Annotated in this window: 22 protein-coding genes; 9 read left to right on the top strand and 13 right to left on the bottom strand. The window is 39.4% G+C overall.

Features of this window, described 5'->3' with window-relative positions; genetic code table 11:
* Positions 1–60 precede the first annotated feature (60 nt).
* Both IAE20_RS06260 and IAE20_RS06255 read left to right on the top strand, forming a co-directional pair.
* The gene (locus IAE20_RS06260; protein WP_200459974.1) at positions 61–990 is read left to right on the top strand and encodes an ABUW_2363 family tetratricopeptide repeat lipoprotein; all 930 of its coding nucleotides are present in this window, start codon (positions 61–63) and stop codon (positions 988–990) included.
* A gap of 122 nt (positions 991–1,112) precedes the next feature.
* Complete coding sequence (locus IAE20_RS06255; RefSeq protein ID WP_200481755.1) at positions 1,113–3,122, top strand: esterase/lipase family protein; 2,010 nt, start codon at positions 1,113–1,115, stop codon at positions 3,120–3,122.
* Between the two features lie 49 nt (positions 3,123–3,171).
* On the opposite strand, the gene IAE20_RS06250 is transcribed toward IAE20_RS06255, so the two are convergent.
* Positions 3,172–3,909: a TenA family transcriptional regulator gene (locus IAE20_RS06250; RefSeq protein ID WP_200481756.1), complete on the bottom strand. Its 738-nt coding sequence runs from the start codon at positions 3,907–3,909 to the stop codon at positions 3,172–3,174.
* Between the two features lie 658 nt (positions 3,910–4,567).
* On the opposite strand from IAE20_RS06250, the gene IAE20_RS06245 reads away from it, so the two are divergent.
* Together IAE20_RS06245 and IAE20_RS06240 are read left to right on the top strand one after the other, a co-directional pair.
* Complete coding sequence (locus tag IAE20_RS06245) at positions 4,568–5,794, top strand: GGDEF domain-containing protein (protein WP_200459971.1); 1,227 nt, start codon at positions 4,568–4,570, stop codon at positions 5,792–5,794.
* A 149-nt stretch (positions 5,795–5,943) separates the two neighbouring features.
* The gene (locus IAE20_RS06240) at positions 5,944–6,747 is read left to right on the top strand and encodes a DUF4198 domain-containing protein (RefSeq protein WP_200459970.1); all 804 of its coding nucleotides are present in this window, start codon (positions 5,944–5,946) and stop codon (positions 6,745–6,747) included.
* 85 nt (positions 6,748–6,832) lie between these two features.
* On the opposite strand, the gene IAE20_RS06235 is transcribed toward IAE20_RS06240, so the two are convergent.
* The 3 genes from IAE20_RS06235 to IAE20_RS06225 are packed head-to-tail and all read right to left on the bottom strand — an operon-like array spanning position 6,833 to position 9,338.
* Entirely contained in the window at positions 6,833–7,171 is a 339-nt protein-coding gene (locus IAE20_RS06235) for a DUF3325 domain-containing protein (protein ID WP_200481757.1), read from the bottom strand.
* A complete protein-coding gene (locus tag IAE20_RS06230) occupies positions 7,171–8,982 on the bottom strand; it encodes a PepSY-associated TM helix domain-containing protein (protein ID WP_200481758.1) in 1,812 nt (603 codons plus the stop codon). Before IAE20_RS06230 ends, IAE20_RS06235 begins: the two co-directional genes overlap by 1 nt.
* Entirely contained in the window at positions 8,982–9,338 is a 357-nt protein-coding gene (locus IAE20_RS06225) for a hypothetical protein (protein ID WP_200481759.1), read from the bottom strand. Before IAE20_RS06225 ends, IAE20_RS06230 begins: the two co-directional genes overlap by 1 nt.
* A 398-nt stretch (positions 9,339–9,736) precedes the next feature.
* On the opposite strand from IAE20_RS06225, the gene IAE20_RS06220 reads away from it, so the two are divergent.
* The 3 genes from IAE20_RS06220 (at position 9,737) to IAE20_RS06210 (ending at position 12,526) form a co-directional block, all read left to right on the top strand.
* Complete coding sequence (locus IAE20_RS06220; protein WP_200481760.1) at positions 9,737–10,393, top strand: epoxyqueuosine reductase QueH; 657 nt, start codon at positions 9,737–9,739, stop codon at positions 10,391–10,393.
* A 180-nt stretch (positions 10,394–10,573) separates the two neighbouring features.
* Complete coding sequence (locus IAE20_RS06215) at positions 10,574–11,461, top strand: sugar phosphate isomerase/epimerase family protein (protein ID WP_200481761.1); 888 nt, start codon at positions 10,574–10,576, stop codon at positions 11,459–11,461.
* On the top strand, positions 11,462–12,526 hold the full coding sequence (locus tag IAE20_RS06210) for a Gfo/Idh/MocA family protein (protein WP_200481762.1): 1,065 nt from the start codon (positions 11,462–11,464) through the stop codon (positions 12,524–12,526).
* 81 nt (positions 12,527–12,607) lie between these two features.
* Here IAE20_RS06210 and IAE20_RS06205 read toward each other — a convergent pair whose 3' ends face one another.
* From IAE20_RS06205 to IAE20_RS06175, 7 genes are all read right to left on the bottom strand, one after another.
* Positions 12,608–13,546 (bottom strand): aldo/keto reductase, encoded by a 939-nt coding sequence (locus IAE20_RS06205; protein WP_265092537.1) that lies wholly within the window; start codon positions 13,544–13,546, stop codon positions 12,608–12,610.
* Positions 13,547–13,632: 86 nt separating this feature from the next.
* Positions 13,633–14,250 (bottom strand): NIPSNAP family protein, encoded by a 618-nt coding sequence (locus IAE20_RS06200; protein WP_200481763.1) that lies wholly within the window; start codon positions 14,248–14,250, stop codon positions 13,633–13,635.
* Positions 14,247–15,983: an FAD-dependent oxidoreductase gene (locus IAE20_RS06195; RefSeq protein WP_200459962.1), complete on the bottom strand. Its 1,737-nt coding sequence runs from the start codon at positions 15,981–15,983 to the stop codon at positions 14,247–14,249. The genes IAE20_RS06200 and IAE20_RS06195 overlap by 4 nt, the downstream gene beginning before the upstream one ends.
* A 12-nt stretch (positions 15,984–15,995) precedes the next feature.
* Positions 15,996–17,774: an FAD-dependent oxidoreductase gene (locus tag IAE20_RS06190; RefSeq protein ID WP_200481764.1), complete on the bottom strand. Its 1,779-nt coding sequence runs from the start codon at positions 17,772–17,774 to the stop codon at positions 15,996–15,998.
* 6 nt (positions 17,775–17,780) lie between these two features.
* Positions 17,781–18,608 (bottom strand): sugar phosphate isomerase/epimerase family protein, encoded by an 828-nt coding sequence (locus IAE20_RS06185; RefSeq protein WP_200459960.1) that lies wholly within the window; start codon positions 18,606–18,608, stop codon positions 17,781–17,783.
* Complete coding sequence (locus IAE20_RS06180; protein ID WP_200459959.1) at positions 18,598–19,413, bottom strand: shikimate dehydrogenase family protein; 816 nt, start codon at positions 19,411–19,413, stop codon at positions 18,598–18,600. Before IAE20_RS06180 ends, IAE20_RS06185 begins: the two co-directional genes overlap by 11 nt.
* Before the next feature lie 61 nt (positions 19,414–19,474).
* Entirely contained in the window at positions 19,475–20,827 is a 1,353-nt protein-coding gene (locus IAE20_RS06175) for an MFS transporter (protein WP_200459958.1), read from the bottom strand.
* Positions 20,828–21,043: 216 nt separating this feature from the next.
* Here IAE20_RS06175 and IAE20_RS06170 point away from each other — a divergent pair, with 216 nt between their 5' ends.
* On the top strand, positions 21,044–21,814 hold the full coding sequence (locus tag IAE20_RS06170; RefSeq protein ID WP_200459957.1) for an IclR family transcriptional regulator: 771 nt from the start codon (positions 21,044–21,046) through the stop codon (positions 21,812–21,814).
* 99 nt (positions 21,815–21,913) lie between these two features.
* Here the strand turns inward: IAE20_RS06170 and IAE20_RS06165 are convergent, their stop codons facing one another.
* Positions 21,914–23,122, bottom strand: a complete 1,209-nt coding sequence (locus IAE20_RS06165) for an MFS transporter (protein ID WP_200481765.1) — start codon at positions 23,120–23,122, stop codon at positions 21,914–21,916.
* Positions 23,123–23,221: 99 nt separating this feature from the next.
* On the opposite strand from IAE20_RS06165, the gene IAE20_RS06160 reads away from it, so the two are divergent.
* Complete coding sequence (locus IAE20_RS06160; protein WP_200481766.1) at positions 23,222–23,839, top strand: TetR/AcrR family transcriptional regulator; 618 nt, start codon at positions 23,222–23,224, stop codon at positions 23,837–23,839.
* A 47-nt stretch (positions 23,840–23,886) separates the two neighbouring features.
* Here the strand turns inward: IAE20_RS06160 and IAE20_RS06155 are convergent, their stop codons facing one another.
* Positions 23,887–25,233 (bottom strand): carbohydrate porin, encoded by a 1,347-nt coding sequence (locus tag IAE20_RS06155; RefSeq protein WP_200481767.1) that lies wholly within the window; start codon positions 25,231–25,233, stop codon positions 23,887–23,889.
* Positions 25,234–25,330 lie beyond the last annotated feature (97 nt).

Genomic DNA, 25,330 nt, shown 5'->3' with positions numbered 1-25,330 from the left:
TTTTTAGACTGGCTCGACAAACATCTTTTTAACTTTAAACAACAAAGAATGGACGTTTCTATGATGCTTAAGCCTTTGGCATATACACTACTCGCAGCTTCAGTTTTAACCGCGTGTAGTCCAGTTGCTGTCAAGAAAAATAATGCGCCTGAACCTTTTGTTTTTACAGAACCTGACGTTTCCCCTCCATTTTACGCACTTAATCCATTTAATTATGACGCTCCGCCGCCATTTGAGCTTGAGCTAAAAGCGGCAGCTGCGCAGCCTGTGACTAAAATGGCGGTGACTGATCCAAGTGATCCATCAAAAACGATTACACTCGATGTCAATAAACTCATTATCCCCACCATCAATAGCAATACACGAGCAATGAAATACGCAGTGCTTGCAGGTGAAAATGAACTTGATGTCACTGATATCGATGATTTTTTACAACTGGTTGAAGGTAAGGCCCGTCATTATCCACCACGCTTTACAGATCGTCAGGAACGCAAAGGCTACGAAAGTAAGTTAAAAGAAGTTTCACAGCATTTAGATACATTAGCAACTAATCCTAATGCCTCATTTGATGTCTTGATTCGTGCATTTAAGGCAAGTGTAATGGGACGCAATCTGGACTTAGGTTCTGCCTATACCACAAAATCATTAACTTATGCTCAACGTTTGCTTAAAATTAACTCGGATGATCCTGAAGCAAACTTCTGGTTTGGTTTCGGTCTATCTGAAGGTGGCGGTCAAAGTGAAGCAATCCCCTATTTAAATAAAGCCATGCAAGGTGGTGTACAGGAAGCCTATTTAGCTTCAGTAAATAACTACATTGCGATGGAACAAAAGAAAAATGCGATTCAAACCCTAAAAAACTACAAACTCAAATATCCAGATGAGGCGGAAGTTGCTGATCGCCTGCTCACTGAAATTGAAAAACAAGGGCGTTGGAATGTTTGGCAAGTTTTAAATAATCCAGCGATTGCAGCTAAACCTGCTTCGTAAGCTTATCGTATGAAAAAGGCTGTTGTTACAGCCTTTTTTTATAATTTTTTTTAAGCGAATTGAAAATTACTTCAGATCACGTATGATCGGGCTAATTTCAAATCAATTTTTACCTCCTGCCCATGATCAATTGCAGAAAAAAAAATACCTTTTTAATTCTGGTCGCAACCTTTTCTGTTACTTTACTGAGTGGTTGCCAAGTCGTAAGTGTTAAACAACAAGCACTTAACGTGACTATTTCCAATGAGCGTAATAGCATCCTGATGCAGGATAAATTGAGTGAAGCCAGCCTCAATGTTCTCTCAATGTCAGGGCGTGAAGCTAAAGTCTGTATGGACAACCCTACGTCTTGCGTGAATGAATTAAAGATGATTCCAGAAATTGTAGATGAACAATTTCTCTCAACCGCAAGTGAGCTTTATTTGGCAAAAGCCATGCAACTGGATAAATCCTCTGCATGTACAGTCAGTACCTTAACCAAACATCGCTCAGAAGAACATCAACAACAAGTCCAAAAATCTTATGATGAATGTCAGATTCAACAACTCGAAATGCTGGATAAAAGTATCCGTTATAGTTACGCGTACTTGTTTAAAACCAAACGTAAGCCTGTAGATCGTATTTTTGATAACCGCCAAGTTCAGATTCGTGACTTTTATAATCAGGCGATTGCAAAACTAGTCACTCTCAGTTCGCAGCGTTCAACGACAAAAAAAGCCACTGACAGTATAAAGATTGGAACGAGTACTTACAGTATTAATCTGGATAACTATCCATTATTAAAAAATAAAGAACTAGAACGTTTTATCTCTAGCTATAACCTCAATTTTTCAGGCTTACGCACTATTAACCGTCGCGATGGTTTTGGTTCAGAATTTGTCGCTGTCTTCCCTGAATCCACATCTAATCAAAAAATAAATAACAAATACATTCTAGACCCTCTCAATTTCTCTTATCAAAGCGGTGTGAACCCCAATATTCATAAAGCACGCTATTTATCTGCCACCATTGTTGCGCGGCCATCAAAAGCAGATACTGTAGATGAAATTATTAACTCACCCAATTTTATGGTGCAGGTTTATGATCCCTATCGTATCGAAAACGTAGATGTGGCAGGCAAAAGCTACCCGTTAGCTGCCAATTTCTCCGCACCGTATGGTTTATGGCTGGCAGAAAATAATCTAGGTGTTGCTGCTTATTTAACATTGATTGATCGTGAAGAACGATTGACCATGCCACATCTATATATGCTCGAACCCTACAATCCAAATAAAAAAGTAATTGTATTGGTGCATGGACTGGCCAGTAGTCCTGAAGCATGGATCGCACTGACCAATGATATTATGGGAGATAGCGTATTACGCGAACATTATCAGGTTTGGCAAGTATTTTACTCAACCAACATGCCCATTCTTGAGAGCCGTTTTCAGATTTACGCTTTGCTGAAACAAGCATTTGGAACCCTTAACCCTCATGATTCTGCTGATAAAGATGCCGTTCTAATCGGGCATAGTATGGGTGGAATTATTAGTCGATTATTGGTCAGCAATGATGATATTTCAACACAAGCATTATCCATGATGAGTTCATATCAACAGGCCAGATTGAGAAAACATCCTATTGTGTCAGAGCGTTTGAAAATTCAACCAATCACCAATTTTGATCGAGCTATTTTCATGTCTTCGCCTCATCGTGGGACCGATTTTGCAGATCTATGGTTTACCCGTGCTGCACGCAAAATTATTAAGCTACCCGGTGCATTTTTAGGGGCTGTCACAGACACTATTACCAATCAGGATATTGATGCTAAAGATTTATTAACTCAGATCGACAAAGGACTTATTCAAAACGGGCCAAGTGATCTAAGTCATAAATCTAAATTTATGACCTTAACAGAAAATATCAATCCACCAAAAGGGTTTGTCTTCCATTCAATTATTGGAAATAAAACCAGTAGTGATGATCCGAATGTCATCACAGATGGAATTGTTCCTTATAAAAGCGCACATCTTGATGGAGCAACATCTGAAAAAATTATTAAAGGTGGACATTCTATTCAGGAAACCCCAGAAGCGGTTCTTGAACTAAGGCGCATTCTTCGTCAACATTTAATTGATCACAATATCAAATAACTAAAAAAGCTCCGTTATAAACAAACGGAGCTTTTTTTAAATAATACATTTAAGCGTATTGTTTATAACAATAATCTAAAGCCAGTTCATAATACTCAAGTCCTGCTAAGGCAGCCTTAAAGGCACTTTTTTGTAGCTCTGGCTGATGATCACACAATCTTTTGATAAGCTCCATGGCTTCATAAGGATGCATATCATCATAATGTGCATGCGCACGTAACCAAGCCAACGATCTTTTATTTATGTTCACCTCAGCATGATCAATATAAGCATTAATCCCTTTATAAACCTGAATTGACCAGTCTCCTGTGGCCCATTCAATCGCCAGATTCGTTGCGGCCAGACATTCTGCCAATGAGCCTCGGTAATTCGTATTCCATAAAAAATGATTCACCGCATTCATCGCTACAGGCGGCTGTACACGATCCAATTCATCAATAGTTAACCCAAAACCAACGGCCCAATCCCGATACCAATTCAAATGCCGCTCTTCTATTTTAATGTTTTGAATCAGCCAGTCCCTGCTTTCAGTGACACCGGGTTGGGTAAAATCAGTTGCCTTTGATAAAGCTAGAGCCATATAGGAAGGAAAATGTGCAACTAAAGGATAAAAATTAAGTAGCGCTTGACGAAAACACTCCAAGCTAAGCTGACCATTTGCCATCTCAATAAATAAAGGATGCTTGCTTACACGTTCTTTCACGGGAATAAGATGATCCCAGAACTGTTGAGCCCAAGTCGAATGCGGCGTGATCTCAAGTGTTAATCCCTGCGTAAGAGCTCCCATAGTTGTCTTCCCTTTATCTGATCAACCGTAAGTAATCCACTGAATACAATTTCTCGTCTTCAGATGCGAAATCTAAACCTTTTCTTTATTTTCTAGGAGTCACTTTTAATTTCAATATCTGTAACTCATTTCAAAAAATATATTACCTATTATTTGCACAATAGAAAATATATTTCTAAGGTTATTGATCAGCTTTTGCTACAAAAAAGCAATGTGAAATAAATCTCATTATCAACAATAAAAATAGATCAATTCAAAATATTTTTAATTATTTTGCTTATTTGAACATTTTATTTAAATTTGGGCATAATGTGACAATTTAAGTAAGTATTAACCTTAAAGTTTTAGAACTCTTTTCAATATATTTATTTATTTCTTAAAAGACTTATAAACTTATCTCAATTAGCCATAACTTTTTATTTTTATAAGGATTTATAAATTTTTGTAATAATTTATTTTTAAAAATTTTATTTGTATTTTTAAATCACTATATTATTATAATATTTAAATTATTTATTTTAAAAAATCATTTTCATCAAAAAATATATTATTAACTATTCATATCACGCTTTTATTTTTTGATTAAAAAGAGTAAAAGAAATATAGGATCAGATGAAAGATAAAAATTTTAGCAATCGCAAGGACAGTGAGATAAGCGATGAGATTACATGGTTCAAACATATTAACCCGTGAACAAATCGATCAGTTGATTGCACGTGGGTTAAATGTTGTCTGGTTCCCAAAACAACTTGAAACCTCTTATCGTGAGCAATATCAAACTGAAGCAGCGCATGAGTTTCGCTTTCGAGCTCCTATTATTCTAGGTTTATACGCTTTTTTGTGCTTTGGTATTTATCAGACTCTTCCTGAAGGACAAGTATATCAGTGGTTTTCGTATTATGGCTGGGTCGGTGTTATTGTTTTTGTTGCATGGCTCCTGTCTTTTGTCAAAAAACTGAATCGTTATTTTGAATATTATGTGTGTGTAGGTTCGTGCGCTGCTGTTGCCATTACATTTAGCATGATCAGTGTATTAGAACATGGTCAGAGCAGTATTTTGTACCATGCAGCCATGATGTATGCCGTTGTCATTATCTATGGCTTTGTAGGCATGCGTTTTTACACTGCTATTATTGCAGGATGGTTAGGTGGTTTTATTGGCATTGTTATCAGTAACTCTCTCAATGGTTCTATTGACTGGACTTTATTAAATCGAACCTACACATTTAGCAGCTTTTTGGGAATGGCGCTGGCTTATGCCACAGACCGACAACACCGTGAAAATTATCTACAAGATTGTATTATTGAACATAATCGGTTGGAGTTAGTGCAACAAGCGCAAAAATTATCTGAACTGTCACAACAAGATGCCTTAACAGGACTCGCTAATCGACGTTATCTGGATGAAGTTTTATCGACCGAGTGGGATCGTGCAATACATTACCAAACCCCTATTACCGTCATGATGGTGGATATCGATTTTTTTAAAAGCTACAACGATTCTCTAGGACATATTCAAGGCGACCAGTGTTTAAGGAAAATTGCCACTTCTATTGCTTCACTCGTGTCACGTAGCGGTGAAATTGCTGCGCGTTATGGCGGTGAAGAGTTTCTATTGCTATTTCCAATGACAGATGAATCTGAAGCCATCTTACACGTCAAACGTTTGATGGATACAATCAAAAATATTGAAATATTGCATCCTTGTAGTCAAGTATCTCCTCATGTCACCATTAGTGCAGGAGTAGCCACTATTATCCCAGAAAAAGATAGTGATATCTCCCAATTCATAGCTAAAGCGGATCACGCCTTGTATCTGGCAAAAAGTAGTGGTCGTAATCAATTTCAGGTTGCGAAGATGAGTTTCACCGTTGAAATGATTTGATTTGGTTTCTTCATCGTATTTAATTGAAATTTTTTAAGCTTATTTTAATGATTTAATGGATTTAAATCGCAAAAAGCATTTAACGATAATGATTATTAGTTATAATGACGTGTTTTAAAATTTCTTTTTGCTCTGACAGGGTTATCCCAATGAACCAATTAAAACTTCTAGCCTGTTTAATGCTGACTAGTTCTGCTTTCGCGCATGAACCCTATTTAGCCCCTCTTAGTTATCATACTGAAAATACACAAATTCCTTTAATTGCCGGTTATGCAGAAGAAGCATTAAATAGTGAACATGCTCTTAAGGATGCCAAAATCACTGTTACTAACCCAAAACAAGAAAGTTCTCAAATTGAAGTCACAAGCACGTTGAAATCAGTCAGTGTGGCAGATTTAGCTTTACCCGTTGCTGGAACGTATTTAGTGGAAACTAAAACTCAGTTTCCTTTAACTTTTGCCAAAGATCAAAAACAATGGAAAATGTTATTTGAAGTTCCAGCAGATAAAGCCGGCGAAAAAGCAAAACGTGAATACTTGATTCCAGATGATTTCAAAAATAAAAAATATCAATCTGAGAAAATTACACGTGAATGGACATTGCAAAGTTATATCACTAAAGATGAGGCCAGCCCTGTGACTACAGCAGGTACAGCGCCTATTCAAGTAATATTTAGTCATCATCCAACACAACTCAAAGCCAATCAACCTGAAAGCTTGAAAATCAGCAAATCACAACAGCCCCTTAAACATGCTGAAGTTAATGTTCGTGCAAAAGGCGCATCGGATAAACAAGCAACTCAATTTAAAGCCAATGAACAAGGCACTGTTGCAATTACTTTTCCTCATGCAGGCGAATATCTACTCGAAGTGACTGAAAGTGTCGATCCGACTCAAAAACCACAAAATCAATACTACACGATTATTAGTGTAGCGGTACAAGCAGCTCAGTAATCAATTAATCATTATTTAAATTACATAAAAAACCCTCAAATAAATTCGAGGGTTTTTTATTATATTTTCGCTTATCTTTTCTCGGTTAGGCGATTGCCAACACCAATATTCCAATAAAACTCAACACGCTTACCCCGCCCATAACCCTAAAAAAACGCAATGCCTGATAGGATAATGTCCAACCGACCGTGAGGGCGGCCAGAGTCAAAATACCGAACCAATAACTCATTCCAATTGATGGTTTTAATAGCTTGATTGCTAACATCAAGGCGATAATAATGAGCGTATAACCCATATATAACGCCAGTTTTGTTTTCTGAGGAGATAAGGTCTTTTGATAGATCTGATTTTGATGCTTATCTAGATACGATGCGAGTGCAACAAAACCCCACAGACACAAAAGATAAAGTATGAAGAAAATCATCAAGCTTCCCCCACAGTTTCTTTTAAAGCTTGTGCGGGTTTGTGAATCTTCTTAGCTTTACTGGTTCCTTTATGAGCTTTGAGTTTTAAAAAGCTAAACATAAATAATAAGGCTAAAAACAGACACACCAGATCAAAACTTGCCACCATCCATTGCTGTTGATAAATACTACTCCATAAGGCACGACCGTCTGTTAAGCCATTTAAAAGTGGAATACATAAATACATTAACGTAGCCAATGTCAGAAGCTCTAACCAAGCTTGACGTGCAGGACGCAATGCAGCATAGATCAATGTTAACAACCACATACAGAAAAATACTTTAATTTCTAAGTCAGAACGACTCTCCATTTGAGCTGGAATCAGGCGATTGGCATAGAAATAACAGGCAATTGCAATAGGTAAACCAATAATCGCAGCAATGTTTAAATTTTCTACCAGACGAAAACCAAAACTTTTAAACCCTTGTTTTTCCTGCTGTGGGGCTCGTTTAACGCACCACAATATCAAACCTGTCGCAACCATAAGTGTACCCACGACACCAGATATAAAAAGTAACCATCTTAAGCCCAGATCCATTCCTCGACCTTCATGCAATACGGTCACCGCATTGTAGATTCCTGTAGGTATTGAGATGTAAACAGGTTTTACTGCTGAAACCAGCTCTCCAGTTACGCCATTAAAAACTAATGTAGGCACGACATTACGATGCAAAACACTCTCAGCGTATAACGCCTTTATCTCAATTTCACTGGCTGTTGTATTGGGACGAATAATACTTACTGTTCCAATCGGATTATCGGGCCATTGCTTCTGCGCATCTAATATCAGCGGCGTAAGGTCAGTCAGTGCAGCAGCTTGCACGGTTGAATTTCGGCGCTCTCGACCTCCCACGTGTGTACCACCGCCACGTTGCTGGTCAGATTGTGGCGCTGATCTTTCACCACGCTGCATAGTCTGAGGGCGAGTTTCTGAACTCACCATCATATTACGGTTGCCCTGAACCTGATTTTGTTCGCCACGCCCTTCTCTATTGCCACCTTCCCGGTTTTGTGGTGTTGCTGATTCACCCAGCATTTCAGCACGTTGTGCCTGTAAAAATTCACCACGACCATCGGTATAAACTGAAGAAATACCCCAAGGCATCAATACATACATGAGCAATAATAACCCACTAAAGGTGATCATAATATGAAATGGCAATGCTAAAACCGCAGTAGCATTATGGGCATCCAACCATGAACGTTGTCCTTTACCCGCACGAAAAGTAAAAAAATCCTTAAAAATTTTCTTATGGGTAATCACACCACTAATAATCGCGACAAACATCATTAAGGTAGCAATACCCACAATCCAGCGCGCCCATATTCGAGGCATTCCATATAGTTCAAAATGAAAACGATAGAGAAAACTTCCACCACGAGTTTCACGCGCCTTGATTTCTTCTCCTGTACTCGAATCTATAGTGATACGCTCGCCACCACGACGTGCTCTTGGATCTTCGTTTTCACCTCGAACATTAAGCTCGGTCGTCGTTTGACGTGTCGAAGGCAAATTGATATTCCAAGCGCTGGCATTGGGTGCTTTAGCTTGTAAAACATGCAATGCAGTTTGTACTTGCTGGACTTGCGACTGAGGAGGCAAAGATTGATGCAACTCTGGTTTCATCCAGACCGTCATTTCACTCTGAAAAAAACTCAAGGTTCCAGTTAAAAAGATCGCATATAGTAACCAACCCAAAATCAAGCTTGACCAAGTATGCAACCATGACATTGACTGTCGTGGGCCTTCGGCCTTTCCATCCACACGCATTAGAAGCTGCCTCCCAAGCCCAGATAGAGCACAGTCAAAATCAGCAAAGGTATAATTACCCCCACAATAGATTTAATAAAAGAATGTTGCAAAAACACCCAAATAAAAACGCAAACATGACAAATAAAAGCTAGCATGGTTGCGGTCATAACTGCGCTGGTGGGCGTATCTTTAAAAGCTAAACTCACCACTACTGCTAATAAGGCAGATAGTGCATAACCACCCAATAATGCAATAGCAAAGCGTATAAAAATTTGAATACGATACGAAATGGGCGTCGTTTTAGATGCACGTTTAGATTGCCGAACCTGTTGAACTTGAACAGACGGCTGCTGTGTTAACTCAGAACTAGACATATGCAATATCCCCTGATATGTCTGAAATAAAAAATATAAATAATAACAAGAATCATTATTAGTTGTTATAGTATATTAGAATTATGGAGACTTTGTGGATATTTTCTGCAAGTAGTAAATGTTCAAAGCAAAAAAACACGACACAGCCTTTTAAATCCAAATCAATAGGGTTTGTATTTCTCTAATCTGGCTTGAGTATCAAGTAAGCTTATCTAATGAATACCTCAATTTTAGCCTTAATTTTTTATGTACAAATGTTCTATTTTAAAATAACAATTTAATATCAACCATTTACGAAAAAAATGAATATCACTCAACTTTGCATGAATAACTTTCAGGTTTATTCATATTATTTGAGATAAATTAAAGACCTATTTTATTTGTTTACGTTGTTTTTAATGAGCAAACCCCGTATTAAACTCGCACTTCCAGAACAGGCAGATAAATTATTACTTCATTCATGCTGTGCACCTTGCTCAGGTGAAGTCATGGAAACTTTGTTATATTCTGAAATCGATTATTCCATCTTTTTTTATAATCCAAATATTCATCCTGTTAAGGAATATTTAATTCGTAAGGAAGAAAATATTCGTTTTGCCGAGAAACATAATATTCCTTTTATTGATTGTGACTATGATACAGATCATTGGTTTGAACGTGCTAAAGGCATGGAGAATGAACCAGAGAAAGGTATTCGTTGTACCATGTGTTTTGATATGCGTTTTGAACGTGCAGCACTTTATGCTCATGAACATGGTTTTAAAGTATTTAGCAGTTCTTTAGGTATTTCACGCTGGAAAAATATGCAACAAATTAATGACTGTGGAACACGTGCAGCATCGCATTATCCAGATGTAGAGTACTGGGATTATAACTGGCGCAAAAATGGCGGTGCGACTCGCATGCTCGAAATCAGTAAACGTGAAGAGTTTTATCAACAGGAATATTGCGGCTGTGTCTATTCTTTGCGTGACAGTAATCGCTGGCGTACGAGTCAAGGTCGAGATCGGATTAAACTTGGAGTGAAATTTTATTCAGCGACAGATCCAGAATAAAGCAGTTAATTTTTTAAATAAATAGCGACTTTTTGAGTCGTTTTTTTTTGCATTAATCTTATAAAAATTTATGGAACGCTGTTCCAATATTTAATTATCTTTGTTAGTATCGAGCATACAGGGACATGATGAACAACATTTCATCAATAAAATATAAAACGGACATCAGCTCACATCGATATGAAAATTGCCATAGATAGTTATTGCTTTCATCGTTATTTTGGGGAGGTTTATCCCAATCTCGAACAATCACCCTCACAAAACATAAACCTCTTAGACTGTGTGCAAACATGTATAGATTTTGGAATTGAAGGAATTTCCATCGAAAGCTTTATGTTCGATCAACCCTCTCCACAGGACATTCAACAGTTGAAACAGCTGTTAGATCAATATCAACTTGAATTAGTCTGGGCTTGGGGGCATCCGTCAGGTTTATATTCGGGCCAGAAACCTGAAATGCTGCAAGATATGTATAAACACATCGAAATTGCACACTTGCTTGACGCCAAAGTTATGCGCATCTGTGCTGGGGGACGAACTACGCGTCCAAAGACGGATTGGCAAAACCATAAAAATGCCTTAGTGCCTTTGCTCAAAGAAGCCGTTGCCTATGCTGAACAATATCATCTGGTTTTAGCACTAGAAAATCATGTCGACTTTTATGCCGATGAAATTGTTGATTTGATTCAAACTATTGACTCCCCTTATCTCGGCATTTGTTTGGATACTGCCAATAATCTGCGCATGTTGGAAGACCCGTGGCAGGCCATTGAAAAGATGCTTCCTTTTGCCAGAGCCACGCATATTAAGGATATTACGGCCTATGAGGGTGATCCAAAAACCTTTGCATTTTGGCCAAGTGTACCTGCTGGAAAGGGGCTGATTCCTCTGGAAAAAACATTAAAATGGTTAGCTGAACATCATTATCAGGGTTTGTTGGCACTGGAAATTGATTATTTGCATCCTGACTACATGCAAAAAGGCGCCGAACATCAGGCAATTCAAGACAGTATTCACTATTTAAAACAATTACGGACATCTCTACAGCAACAGCAAGGAGCTGCATAAATGAAAAAAATTGCGATTATTGGCGCGGGGGTTATGGGTAAGAAACATGCTCAAACCATTCAAAAACATCCTAAAACCGAGTTAGTTGCGATATGTGATCCATTTTCAGATGCGCTAGCTCAAGCCTATCAAATACCAAATTTTAAAGATCTCGATGCGCTTTTAACTCAAGTACAACCCGATGGAGTAGTCATTGCCAATCCAAATCGTTTTCATGTCAGTACCGCTATTCAATGTATGCAGGCAGGAGTTAGCAGCCTGCTAGAAAAGCCACTGGCTTTAAACACTGAAGAGGCCTTGTATTTGATTGAGCAACAACAGCATTATCAGGTTCCGATTTTGGTTGGACATCATCGTCGCCATAATAAAATTATTCAGCAGGCATACGAACTTATTCAAAAAGGCACACTGGGTCAAATAAATACATTTAATGCTTTATGGTCGGTATATAAACCAGATACATATTTTGATATTGAATGGCATCGTAAAGTAGGTGCTGGTGTATTAGCCATAAATTTGGTGCATGATCTAGATCTGATGCGTTATTTGAATGGTGAAATTGAATCTGTTCAAGCCATGACATCGTATCAAAATCGTCAGCTCGACGTAGAAGATACTATTTCGATTTTAGTGCGTTTTAAAAATGGCGCTTTAGGTTCACTCATGGCTTCTGACGCTGCGGTCTCGCCGTGGGGTTGGGATCAGAATTCTGAAGAAAATAAAACCAGCTTTGCCACGTCGCCCGATCAGAACTGCTATTTTATCAGTGGTACGCAAGGAGCACTCAGTGTACCCAATCTGGAATACTGGAACTATCCACAAGAAACGCCAAAAAGTTGGGCGACAACTTTAATCAAAAACAAAATTGAACCAAATAAAGAAGAGGATGTCTATATCTCGCAACTTTCACATTTTCTTGAAGTGATTGATGGTACCGCTCAGCCTATTTCTTCACCGCAAGATGCCATTAAAAATATTCAGCTTTTAGAATGTATTGAACAAGCCGCCAAGGAACAGCGCACTATTCATCTAAAGCCTTTAAACTTAGTGGCCAAATCTGCCTAATTTATAAAAAGGTCAAACATATGGTTTGACCTTTTTATTTATTTTTTACTTTTCCCTTTCTATAGCATTGAAAGAGCCTTTTTAATATTGACTTACCTGCGTCAGCCATTCGATATCCGCGGAATCCAGTTGCAACTTCATTGCGTTTACAAAAGAATCCAGTTGTGCCGTTGAAGTCGCAGATGCAATGGGCGCAGTAATAGTCGGCTGTGCTATGGTCCAAGCTAAAGCAATCTCAGACAATTCAGCCTGATATTTTTCTTTTAATTGATCCATAGTAGTTAAAATATTCAGACCACGGTTATTAAAATAGCGTTCTAACTGACGCTTACGAGCTGAATGTTCAAGCTGTTCCAGATGGCGATATTTTCCAGATAAAAAACCTGCCGCCAAACTAAAATAGGTGATTACGTTTAACTGATTCGCTTCGCAAATCGCTAAATACTCTGTTTCGTATTGTTCACGTTCAACCAGACTATAACCTGGCTGAAAGATTTCATATTTGGGTAAACCTTGCGCTGTACTTACCGACAATGCCTGTTGTAATTGTTCACCCGAATAATTAGACGCACCAATTTTTAACACTTTACCTTCAGCAATGAGATCAGCATAGGCTGATAGGGTTTCCTCTATAGGTGTATTTTCATCAGGATAATGGCTTAGATACACATCTAGATAGTCAGTATTTAAACGTTTGAGGGACGCTTCAACTGCTTGTTTAATATATTTTTTAGACAGTCCTTTTTTTTCTTCAGTAAGCGGTGCACCGACTTTGGTAATCAGGGTGATTTTATCGCGATTAGAAGGTGTTTGTTGTAACCATTGTCCTATTACAGTTTCTGATTCACCGCCCTGATGCCCTTCAACCCAAGTCGAATACATATCTGCTGTATCGATGGTATTAATACCATGTTCCAGCGCATAATCCAGTAACTTAAAGGATTGCTGCTGGTCTACTGTCCAGCCAAATACATTACCGCCAAAAATGATTTTAGAAAATTGTAGAGATTGATTCATCATGTCCTCTATGCTGTTTATGCTGGGTATAAAGACAGAAAAAGCCAGTCCTACAGACTAGCTCTTTACTGATCAAAACATTGTTGGATTTATTTCAAAGGTGAAATTGCTGTTGGCAACGCAATCATCGATTGCATTTCATGCGTTAACCATTGTGGACCACCTTTTGGAGGCCAGATCCCATCAGCTACTGCTTTAGCCCGTACTTCTGAACGTTCATTTAATGAGGCATAGGGCCAAATGCTAACAATGCGAGGTGTACCGTCTAACGCATACATAGCAATGGTTAATTTTGAATATTGGGTACGAGTTGGAACTGCATTTTTCCATGCTTCAAGGACATGGGGAACACCGCCATGCTTGAGTTCATAAGTACGAATTTCGTACACAGGGCCAAACTCACCCAACTCTACTTCTGGCAAAAAATCAAAACCCGCAAAGTTCTCCACTGAGTATTTGATAATATTTTCGGCCGCATCAAATAGATTTTCCTGAGTCGCCAAACGTGCATTTTCTGTATCTAACTCTTGCTGAGATGCATAACTGCGTAACACCACAACTTGATTAAGCTGACCTATATCCGAGAAAAAAACACCAAGTAATTTTCCTTTTGCAGCCTGCTCCTGATAAAAACGTTGAATCCCTTGAGCAACGGCTCCAGTTGTTCCCATTTTAATGGTGATGTTAATTAATTGATAAAGTTTCATGCAGATCTCCGTTGTTGCGTTGCTTGAATCGTTTGTTGATTGAATTGTTCAGTGAGTTTGCCGGCAGCGAATTGAGCAATACGCCATGCAAAGACCATCCCTGGCCCAAGCGTGGTGCCTGGCCCTGGATAAGTGCCTTTGAAAATAGAAGCTAAATCATTGCCACAAGCAAAAAGCCCTGAAATCACCTGATTGTTTTGATCTAAAACACGGCCATAAATATCTCCAGCCAAACCGCCACTACTGGCACAATCCATTGGGATAACAGGCAACGCGTAATAAGGTCCAGTTTCAATTTTCCCCAGACATGGATTTGGCTTGACCTCAGGATCACCATTAAAGCGATTCATGGCGCCTGTACCTTTGCCAAAGTCAGTGTCTACACCCTGCTCAACCATTTGATTAAAATGCTGAACCGTGTTCACCAAACTTTGTGCATCAATACCTGTTTTTTGGGCAAGTTGCTCAAGTGTATTTGCAGCAAATAAATAATTGGCTTTTAGGTAATAATCTAGCTTTTTTGCTCCAGGTAAAACGAAACCTAAGCCATACTTTTCAATCGCAGTATGATCACAAATTAGATAAGACTGAATTTTTGCTTTGCCCGCATTACTTTTAATCTGGGCCATACAAAAGTCATGATAGGAGTCAGATTCGTTCACAAAGCGTTTGCCATTGTCATTGACCGCAATGACACCCGGTTTAGAACGATCTAAAATAATATGCGGCCAGATTGCTTTATAGCCATTCGCATGTGTATGAATGGAACAAGGAAAATACAACACGCTACTATCTACCGATGGGTCAAGCTTTGCGCCTTTTTGTATCGCCTGGATTAAACCATCGCCCGTATTGGAAAGTGGCGATAAAGAATCAGCAATAAGACCTTTTGGAAATAATTGTTGTCTGAGTGGTTCATTCCAGCCCACGCCTCCCGTTGCCAGAACAACACCTTTACGTGCATAAATGACTTGAGTACCTGTTTCAGTCTGAATTTTTGCACCAATCACTTTACCGTTTTCGATGAGTAATTCTTGCAATGGAGAATTTAACCAGACTGGAACGTGTTGTTGCCTCAAATTATGAAAAAGACTTCCCACTAGCGCATTGCCCATGACTAAACGTGTACCACGATTAAAGCGTAAGCGTGAAAACAAATACGGCAATACCACTTTTAAGGTGGTCATAAAGTTCTGAAAACTTTGTACAGGATTCAGCAAAGCATTTAATTCATTACGATTTACCATCATTCCGCCCAGCCCCATAAACTCAGGACGCGGAGGACGTACATATTTAAAATCTGCACCCAAGACACTACCATCAAACTCGGCGGGTGCAAGCGCACGACCACCAAAAGCTTCGCCAGGTTGATTCTTGATATAGTCAGGATGTGCCAGACAGACATTTAACTTTACTGTGGTTTTTTCATCCAATTCGCGAATCATGTCAGCGCTTGAAGCCAAAAAGGCTTCACGTAATTCCTCTCCACCACGTTCACCTACTACTGACTTAAGGAAAATACGTGCCTGTTCAATATCATCTGGTACACCCGCTTTAAAACTTAAATGTGATCCCGGAGCCCAGATAGTACCGCCAGAGGTGGCGGAAGTGCCCCCGACATGTGCTGCTTTTTCGCAAAGTAGAACATCTAGTCCATTAAGTTTGGCAAAAAGAGCTGCTGACATACCTGCCGCTCCCGCACCAATTACCAGTAAATCAACTTGTTGATCCATGTTAATTTCTCCTTACACCAGCTTAGACAATGCAGCAGAATGGCTACTCACACTTGCCTGTTGTGCGATATGATTTGCTGCGATATAGCCAAAGGTCATGGCTGGCCCGAGGGTAATCCCACCACTTGGATATTGCCCACCCATAAGGCTGTTCAAATCATTGCCCGCCGCGTATAAGCCACGAATGGGTTGACCTGTTTGCTTATTTAAGACGTTGGCATGTTCATCTGTAATTAAGCCTGCAAAAGTTCCCAGACTTCCTGGCATAACTTCCACTGCATAAAATGGCCCCTGCTCAAGGGGAGCAATACAGGGGTTCGGTTGATGTTCAGCATCACCCTGTGCTTTTTGATAAGGGGTCGTGCCTCGATGGAACTCTGGGTCTTGACCTTTTGCAGCAAATTGATTGTAGGATTGAACAGTTTTTTGAAACTGTAATGCATCAATTCCACAAGTAACCGCCAGATCTTGCAAAGTTTTGGCTGATTTCAAATAGCCATTATCAAGCCAGGATTGCATTGAAATGGGAAAAGGTTTGACGGCACCTAAACCATAACGCCGAATAAATTTATGATCACAAATCAGCCAACAATGAGCTTGCTGACCTTTTAGAGTATGTTTAAATAAATCTTTAACAAAAGCAGGATATGAGTCGCCTTCATTGGTAAAACGGCGACCATTTTCCAGTACAGCAATGAGTCCTGGTTTTCCACGCTCTACCAGATGCGGAAAACGCCCCAAAGTGCCATCTAGACGTGGCATCAATGAAACTGGCGCCCATGCACCTGCCCAAGGTAAATTTTGGTCAACAACAGCCCCTAAAGCTTCGGCTGCCTTTAAGCCATCCCCTGTATTGGTTTCTGGTGCAGCAGAATGATGTGGTGTGCCTTCTGCAACATGTTGAAATAAAACCTCTTTACGGTTTTCATCATGAGGAAATCCTCCAGTTGCCAATATCACGCCATGTTTGGCTTTGATCTTGACCAGTCCTGCTGGTGTTTTGAATAATGCACCAGTGACCTCGCCATTTTTGTGTAATAATTCGATCATGGCATGATGAGTTAAGATTTTAACTTGCTGATTGAGTAAAGATTTTAATAATCGAGCCACCAATGCATTACCATTCACAATCTGGGTAGAACGTTTTCTTAACAGTAAATCTGCAAAATGACGCAATACTCGCTTGGTTGCGTAGATAAAAGATGAAACGGCACAAAACGTATTGATAAAATGCTTCATGTCTGCGCCCGACGCAATTCCCATGCCCCATAACGTTGTTTCAGGAATCGCGGGACGCAATAAATGCAATTGATTGCCTAATTGACGCCCATCATACGGTGCTGCAACGATCGAACGCCATCCAACCCGTGAACCACTGACATGAAAAAAATCAGGGACTGACCTACCAATATTGAATTTGACTTCAGTGTGAGTTTCAAAAAAATCCACCATTTCAGGCGCTTTGGTTAAATAAGTATGAATTTTTTGTTCATCGTATTGTTCGCCCAGAATATTTTTTAAATACTGCTTTGGAACATCAATCGATTCTCCCTGTCCTTCACGCTGTGCATGTGGCGTATTAGGAATCCATAACCAGCCTCCTGATACAGCCGTGGTGCCACCCAAAACAGAGGCTTTTTCCGCAACGATGACATTAAGCCCTTGGTGCGCTGCCGTAACTGCACTCGAAAGCCCGCCTGCCCCCGAACCAATTACCAATACATCGCAATCATACGATTTTCGGATTGGCATCGCTGCGGGCGAAAATGGATATTGGATAGTTGCATTCATAAATGTTTACCCCGTGACAGCATTCTGCTGAGCCTCGGCAACAAGCTGTTTCATTGCATTTAAATTAATTTGCGCCCGTTCCAGTGCAGGTCGTTCTGCCAAAATTAAATTGGGTACTTCCGCCGCTAAGGTAATATTCTCAGGCAAGGCACGAATCAGACTGATTAGATCAATTTCACCTTGACCTGGCACTAATCGGTTTGAACGTGCAATTTTGATCAAACCTGTATCACTCGGATCGTATTTCGCAAAACCATCACACAATTGCACATAGTTCAGATATTGAGGATTAAGTGCCTTGATTTGTTCCAGCGTTGAATCTGAACGATCGAAATGTAGTGAATCGATTAAAATCGCTGCGTTGTCTTGTCCTGAAGCTTTCACAATTTGTTCTGCCTGAAGCAAATTTTTTACGTCTGTCCATGGCATAAATTCCAGATCACAGCTCAACCCATATTGTTTACTTAACTCACAAAACTGCGCAAAATTTTGAATTAAGCGGCCATGTTCAGGATCATTGCCCGCAATCAAAATATGTTTAGCCCCTAATTGCTGCGCCACATCCAAAAATTGCAAATATTTTTTTGGTTCAAACTCTGGCTCGATACGAATAATCTCGACATCTGCAACTTGAACATCAGTATCTTGAAGTGCTGCTTTGGTTTCTTTGAGCAAAGCTGGATCTATGAGAATAGGGTAATCCGCTTCATTGGGTGCTGCTGGCAGCAAGCGTAAGCCCACTGCCGCATAACCACATTCAGCTGCAATTTTTACTGCTTCTACAGGGCTAACATCAGCAACCGTCAAAAATGAAAGAGAATACTTACGCTGCATCTTGCTGCTCCTTATCCTCTTTTAATAAATACGTCACCATCAGGTCTCGTACCTGTACAAACATGTCCGTACCTTTGACCACATTACAGCCTAATGCTGTTGCATGCTGCACAAACGGTGTGTTTTCTGGACTGGTAACCACATCCGCAATCGACATGCCTGGAGTTAATTGCTCAAGTTGAAATGCAGCGGATGGATCACCATTCATGCCCATCGGCGTTGCATTTACCGCCACATCGAAGCCTTTTGGGTTATTGTCATGCGCAATGACTTTACCCAAATGTAACTGCTGAAGCTGTTCGACCAATTGTTGCTGACGATTTTGATCAACCTCAAAAATGGCTAATTCACGGACTTCAGCCAGAAGTAACTCATAGGCAATCGCCTTGCCCGCGCCACCTGCACCTGCCAAAATTACGCGTTTATTTTTCAATTCAATATTTTTATTACGAATTGCCTGAACCATGCCTTTACCATCCAGCATATCGCCCTGCCAACCCTCATCACAGCGCCGAATGGTATTCACTGCGCCTATAAACTGAGCGCGAGCGGTCAATTTTTGGCAACAAGACAAAGCCGAAATTTTATGCGGTACCGTCACAATCAAACCATCGGTATTGTTCAAATACAGGTTTTGCTGAATAAAGTTTGGAAAATGTTCAGGAGCAACATCAGCAGGGGCGACAATTGCATTCAATCCCTTTTTTATTAGCTCCAAAGTTACGCCCTCAGGCGATTTAACTTGAACAATCGGGTGTCCTACCACAAAGTAGAGACGAGTCGAACCATTCAATTGAATATCCATTATTCAATCTCCTTAAAAATCTTAAGCTTAGAAAATTTAGTACGTGTATTAAATCTGAATGCTAGACTTGAACATTATTCAGTTCTTGCTGACGTAACTTTTTTGATGAATATAAGAACTTCATGATTAAAAGTGCCAGAATAATGCCAAAGGCAGGCAAACATAGGATCAAGAAAATTTTACTGGCTGGCCAACCTAAACTGAGAAAGTATGCACCCGCGAAAGCACTTGCCACTGCACCTAAACGTCCAATTCCATGCATCCAACTATTACCTGTGGCACGCGCAAATACTGGATAAAAAGCACTTGAGACACTATTAAGACCCGCATTTGCACCATTCATCCACATTCCGATGAAGAAGCACATCACGCTATACATCACAAAGTTATGCCCCACTTCACCCACAAATATCATGAACACAATCGCGATCACATAGGCAATCACCAAACCAATATGTGGATTAATTTTATCCATCAAATAACCACAGGCAATGCATCCAATCGGGCCACCCAACTGATAAATCGCAGTAATCAAAGAAGCTTCACTAATGCTAAATCCAAATTCATGACTCATCATCGGCAACCAGCTACCAAGCAAATACACCACAAATAGACCAGATGCGTAGCTCCACCACAACAGAAAGCTTCCCACTACATAGAAAGGACTCAGCACAGTTTTGACTGGATTAGTCGTGCTGGTTTTAGCTTTCGGCAATACAAACTCTTTATTGCGTGTATCAAAATCAGGCGCCATTTTATGGATAATGGCATCAATTTCTTGTTTAGGATGGTGTTTTAACACCTTATAACCAATTGATTCTGGTAAGGCGAAAACTGCAATTATCGCAAGAATAATAGGCAATACCCCGCCAATAATCATCATGGCGTGCCAGTTATAATGTGGAATCACCCAAGCTGCCAAAAAACCGCCTATCGCCGCACCGATAGTAAAACCACTTAAAATAATGGTCACCATCCGCCCATTTAGACGCATTGGTGAGTAATCAGTGACCAGAGTGACTGCCTGTGGCATGACACCACCCATGAACAACCCTGCAATAAAGCGAAACATCATCAGCTCGGTTACATCACCTGAAAGTGCAGCCAATAAAGTAAATAAGCCAAAACCCAAAAGATTGATGATTAATAATTTTTTACGACCAAATTTATCTGCTAAAGGTCCCGAAACCACTGCGCCCAAAGCTAGACCAACCAGTGCCGCACTCATTACAGGTGCAAGATCAGTCGTGCTAATACCCCATTCCTGTTTAATTACGGGAGCAACAAACCCCATAATTGAAATATCGATACCATCAACAACTACAATCATCAAACATAAAAAGATGACTATTTTTTGCAGAAAGGAAACCCGATTTTCATCGATAAACTCCCTTAAATTCACTTGTTGAGTCATACACTTACTCCATTAGTGTTTACCAGCAAATATGCACTGTTCCATCGCATGGCTAGTTTTATTGTCTCTTCATCGAATAAATATTTAGAAATTGAGGAAACCGTCATCCCAATTTAAAACGATTCATCTCATCGACATTTAAGATAGAATCTAAAAGTACTATAATCTGTTTTTTAAATTTTTGGAACACTGTTCCAAAAAAATATCAGGATTTTTATGCTTAGTAATACCGATCGCTCTTTACTCATCCTCGAAGCACTATTAAAAGAAGTGAATGGATGTGCGCTTAGTCAACTTTCTGTTGAACTCGATATTCCCAAATCTGCTATGCATCGTATTTTGACCGCGATGAAAGATATGGGTTATATCTATCAGGATGACATCACTCAACACTACAAACTCACCCTCAAAATTGCCTCAATGGGCTTAAATTATCTATCTTCACGCTCTATTACAGAAACTTTCCAACCGTATCTGGATGAACTAGCCAAAACTTCGTCTGAACTGGTCCGTCTTGGATTGATTGAAGATGAAAAAATCATCTGGATTGGTAAAGCTCAAGGTGCCAAATCAGGTCTTAAATACGATCCGGATTCAGGCAATGTTGCCTATCTCCCTGCATCTGCCTGTGGTTTGGCTTATTTGTCGACCCTTAATCAAAATGACTTTACGCGTCTTGTAGAACGTGAAGGTTTTGAAAAATCTCAAAACTTTGGCCCCAACTCACCTAAAAATCTGAGCGAACTAGAACAAATGATCTCGGCCTCGAAACAGCGTGGTTACGGTGTCATAAGTGACACCTATGAACTGGGCATGTCGGCGATGGCTAAAATCATTATCAATCCGCAAACAGGTCAACCTTTTGGCACAGTCAGTATCGCAGGGCCATCGGTGCGCTTAAGCCCACAACGGATTGAAGAACTGGCTCCTGCACTTATTGCAACCTCAGACAAAATTGCGTCCATTATCAATTTGATCCATATTTAATCGTTCTTGCTCTTTTGGCAGTTGAGAGATCATTATTCAATTGCCTCTATTTTCTTTCTTCCTATGTTGTGATGCTCCTTAAAAGTCGTTTAAGCATCGTCATGTATGGCAGACCAAGCTTGGTTCAAGTCTGAATTTAAGCTGATAAATTAACCAAATAATGGTTAGCATTAATAACACAGCAATCAGTGCCAACGTGATCACAACGCCAACATACTCAATTAGATAACTTGAAAAAATAACAGGCCAAATGGTACCCTGATAAGCAATCAACAAATAACTTGAGAAAATCAGTGGATTTTTTTCCTGCTCCATCATATTGCCAATAAAGTAATACACCGCACTTAAAGAAAAACCATGCCCGATACCTGTCAATAAAATACTGACCAATAACAACCAGATATTGTGTATAACCTCTGCCATCACCAAACTAAGAGTCCCAAACAACAAAGCTGCCAAACCTGTATACAATACATGTAACTCTTTTAAAGATTTGCACATTAGTTGACTCAACACTGAGACAAATAAAATGATTGAAATCGATACACCAGTCAGTGTCGCAGAAGACTTGATGGGTAATTCCTGAATAAATGTACCCGCTAAAGCCGCATATAAACTAAAAGCACCAAAGCTACAGAGTGCAGACACGCTACATACCCAAAAAAGTTTTCGTAAAGTGACTTGAGGTAATGCCAATCCTTGCAACTTTAATAACGCCGTCCAGTGATATTTTTTCTCAATGTTTAATCGGGGTTTGACCCAGAAAACGCTTATAAAAATCAAAGTTGAGAAGATGACAATGATCCAGTAAGGATCAGCCAATGGTCGTGGCGTGTGATCTGCAAAAAACCCACCCAGCAAAGGCCCTAGTCCAAAACCTAGCACAGTAATTATAGAAGTCAGTTTTTCAGCCAGTGCTTGATTACGAAATGGATATTGATCTTTTAAACCGACCATTGCAGCGGTAGTGATCAAGCCCGAAGCTATTCCAATCAAAAATCGGGAAAAACCCAATAACCACACTGACTCTGCAAGTGCAGACAATATCAAACCTAAAATCGTAATGGCTAAACTTACTAGAATCACATGTTTATAGTGATAAATCGCATTTAATTTATTTAAAAAAAGTAATGAAAAAACGACGCCAAACATGTATGCAATAAAAATATATCCAACTTGCGAGGTTGAAATACCCCATTGCTGTTCATAAAGTGCATAGAGCGGGCTGGCCAATGCCGTGCTTAAAGCAGCAAGGCATAATGCAAAGCTAATAATACTGTATTGAATACTTGATTTTGGTGGCTGCATGGCTTAACCAAAAATGACTTTTAAGTCAATTTTAATCAAATATGACCCAAAGGTCAATTTATGTTAAGCTAAGATCAGGAACAGGAAACTTCATTTGATATGAAAAAGCCCAAAACACGCGGTCCTAGTCTTGAAAAGACACAAGAAACACGGAAAAAAATTGTTGATTCAGCTTTACAGGATTTTATCGAAGTCGGTTTTGCTCGCGCTAAAATCTCAGAAATTGCTAAAAGAGCTGAATTGGGCAAAGGTACGATTTATTCTTACTTTGAAACCAAAGAACAGCTATTTGAGGGTGTTATTGATGCATTGATCAATGATTCTTTTCGCCCTATTCGAGCATCGGAAATTACGCAGAACGAAACCGTTTATGATTTTATTTGCACAAAAATTGTGCCTAGTGTTTTAACACTTGAATCAACAGGTCGTGCCGATATTGCACGTTTAATTTTGCGTGAGGGTAATAATTTTCCACATATTCGTCAAACCTATGTAAATAAGATTTTTTTACCTATTCAGCGTGAACTTGAACAATTAATCCATCTCGCTCTACAACGTGGTGAGCTAACCATTAGGATTACCCCTCAACAATTTGCATTGCTCATTGTTAGTCCAATGTGGATGAGTATGATTCATAACGGTATTTTAAATCCCGATGAAATATTGCCCATGATGGAGATTTTTAAGGAAAATCTCAAAATATTATTTGCTCAATAATAAAAACAGGAAAAAGTAATTTATATTTTTCCTGTTTAGATCAATATTTAAAAATTAAGTTTCATGGTCAGACCCGCCACCCAAGCATTATTAACCTCTTTAACACCACTAGGTTGATATACATATTGAATATTTGGACGCAGTGAGATGGCTGGCGACCATTGAAAATTGTAGTTGAGCTCGATATTGAGTTCATTGTGTTGAAGTGGACTATATTGGGGATTCCTATAATCTTCTGGAATTAACCCCAATAACTGATTGGTCGCATTTTGGCGCTCTCGAACTCGCTCATTAACATCAAAATGAGCAAAACCCAAACCAATGCTATCATTTGGACGTTGATCAAAAGCGCCTTTGTACCAAAACGCAAGTTGTTGGCTAGTTTCAACTACAGTTGTGGCTTTGTCGTTAAAGGTAAAATTTGCAGACACAAATAAACCACGCTTGGGATCATTGCTATGTGCAATTAATTGTTGTTGTGCATTCAACCAAATGCTGTGTTTGCTATCATGCCATTTACGATTTGCAACTTTAGCCTGTATTTCACCGTTTTCATCTTTTTTGACATCTCGGGCTTCTGCCGTCGAAATGAATGCGCCTATTTTATATTCACCCGCTAGGCCATGAAACACATCCAGTTTAGGCTTCCAGATCAGTTCCATTGGAATCAAAGCTCCTTTGCTTTGTTCCATATCTAGATTAAAGCCATGTTTCTCTAATGCATTTTCAGGATTCACCTCATAAATGCCTGCACCAATCCACCATGTCGGTAAAAATTGATATTTAGCATTGATTCCCCATTGACTCACTGGACTATTAAACCAAATGTCACCCACCGTTTTACCTAATTGTCCGCCACATAGCATCAAGTTCTGGAACTCACAATGCGAGGCATTAAAATCATCGGACAGTCCCATACGACCAAACTTAATTTGTAGGCGATTTTCTGAAAAACCTTTTTTGATCCATGCGTTGCTTAAACGCCATGACTGTCCCCGACCATAAATCTCTTGTGTACTACTGAACTGAACGTCTCTTGGATCACTTATTCGATCATTAGATAAAGACTGACCATCACGTTTGGTTATGGTGATATTGGCTTGAGTATTGTTCCAACTTGCGATTTTCTCTAAATCTAATAAGGTTGCAAATGCCCATTGGTTTGCATTGAATAATCTTTGTGAATCGTTATAACCACCCTGCAAGTTGATTGCGCTTTCGTTTTGAAATGCCACAGTAAATTGATAGCCTTGTTGGGCTAACTCATTTCGTTTTCCCTTCCAGTCACCCAAAATCCATTTTTGATCTTGGTCAAATGGTTGAAAAGCCAAAACTGTATTACTGGTAAATGTTGCGGCCAAAATCATGACCAATGGTTTTACTGAAAATTTCATGAATGCTGGTCCTTAGCATACGATTGTTGTAAATTTCATTGACTTGAATATCTGTAACCGTAAGATCTTGACCAAATCAGAGCCATGCACTGCTCCT

The organism is Acinetobacter sp. S54, assembly GCF_016624945.1.
Taxonomy (GTDB): domain Bacteria; phylum Pseudomonadota; class Gammaproteobacteria; order Pseudomonadales; family Moraxellaceae; genus Acinetobacter.
The sequence above is the reverse complement of the archived record's forward strand: the minus strand, read 5'-3'. Positions and strand labels throughout refer to the sequence as shown.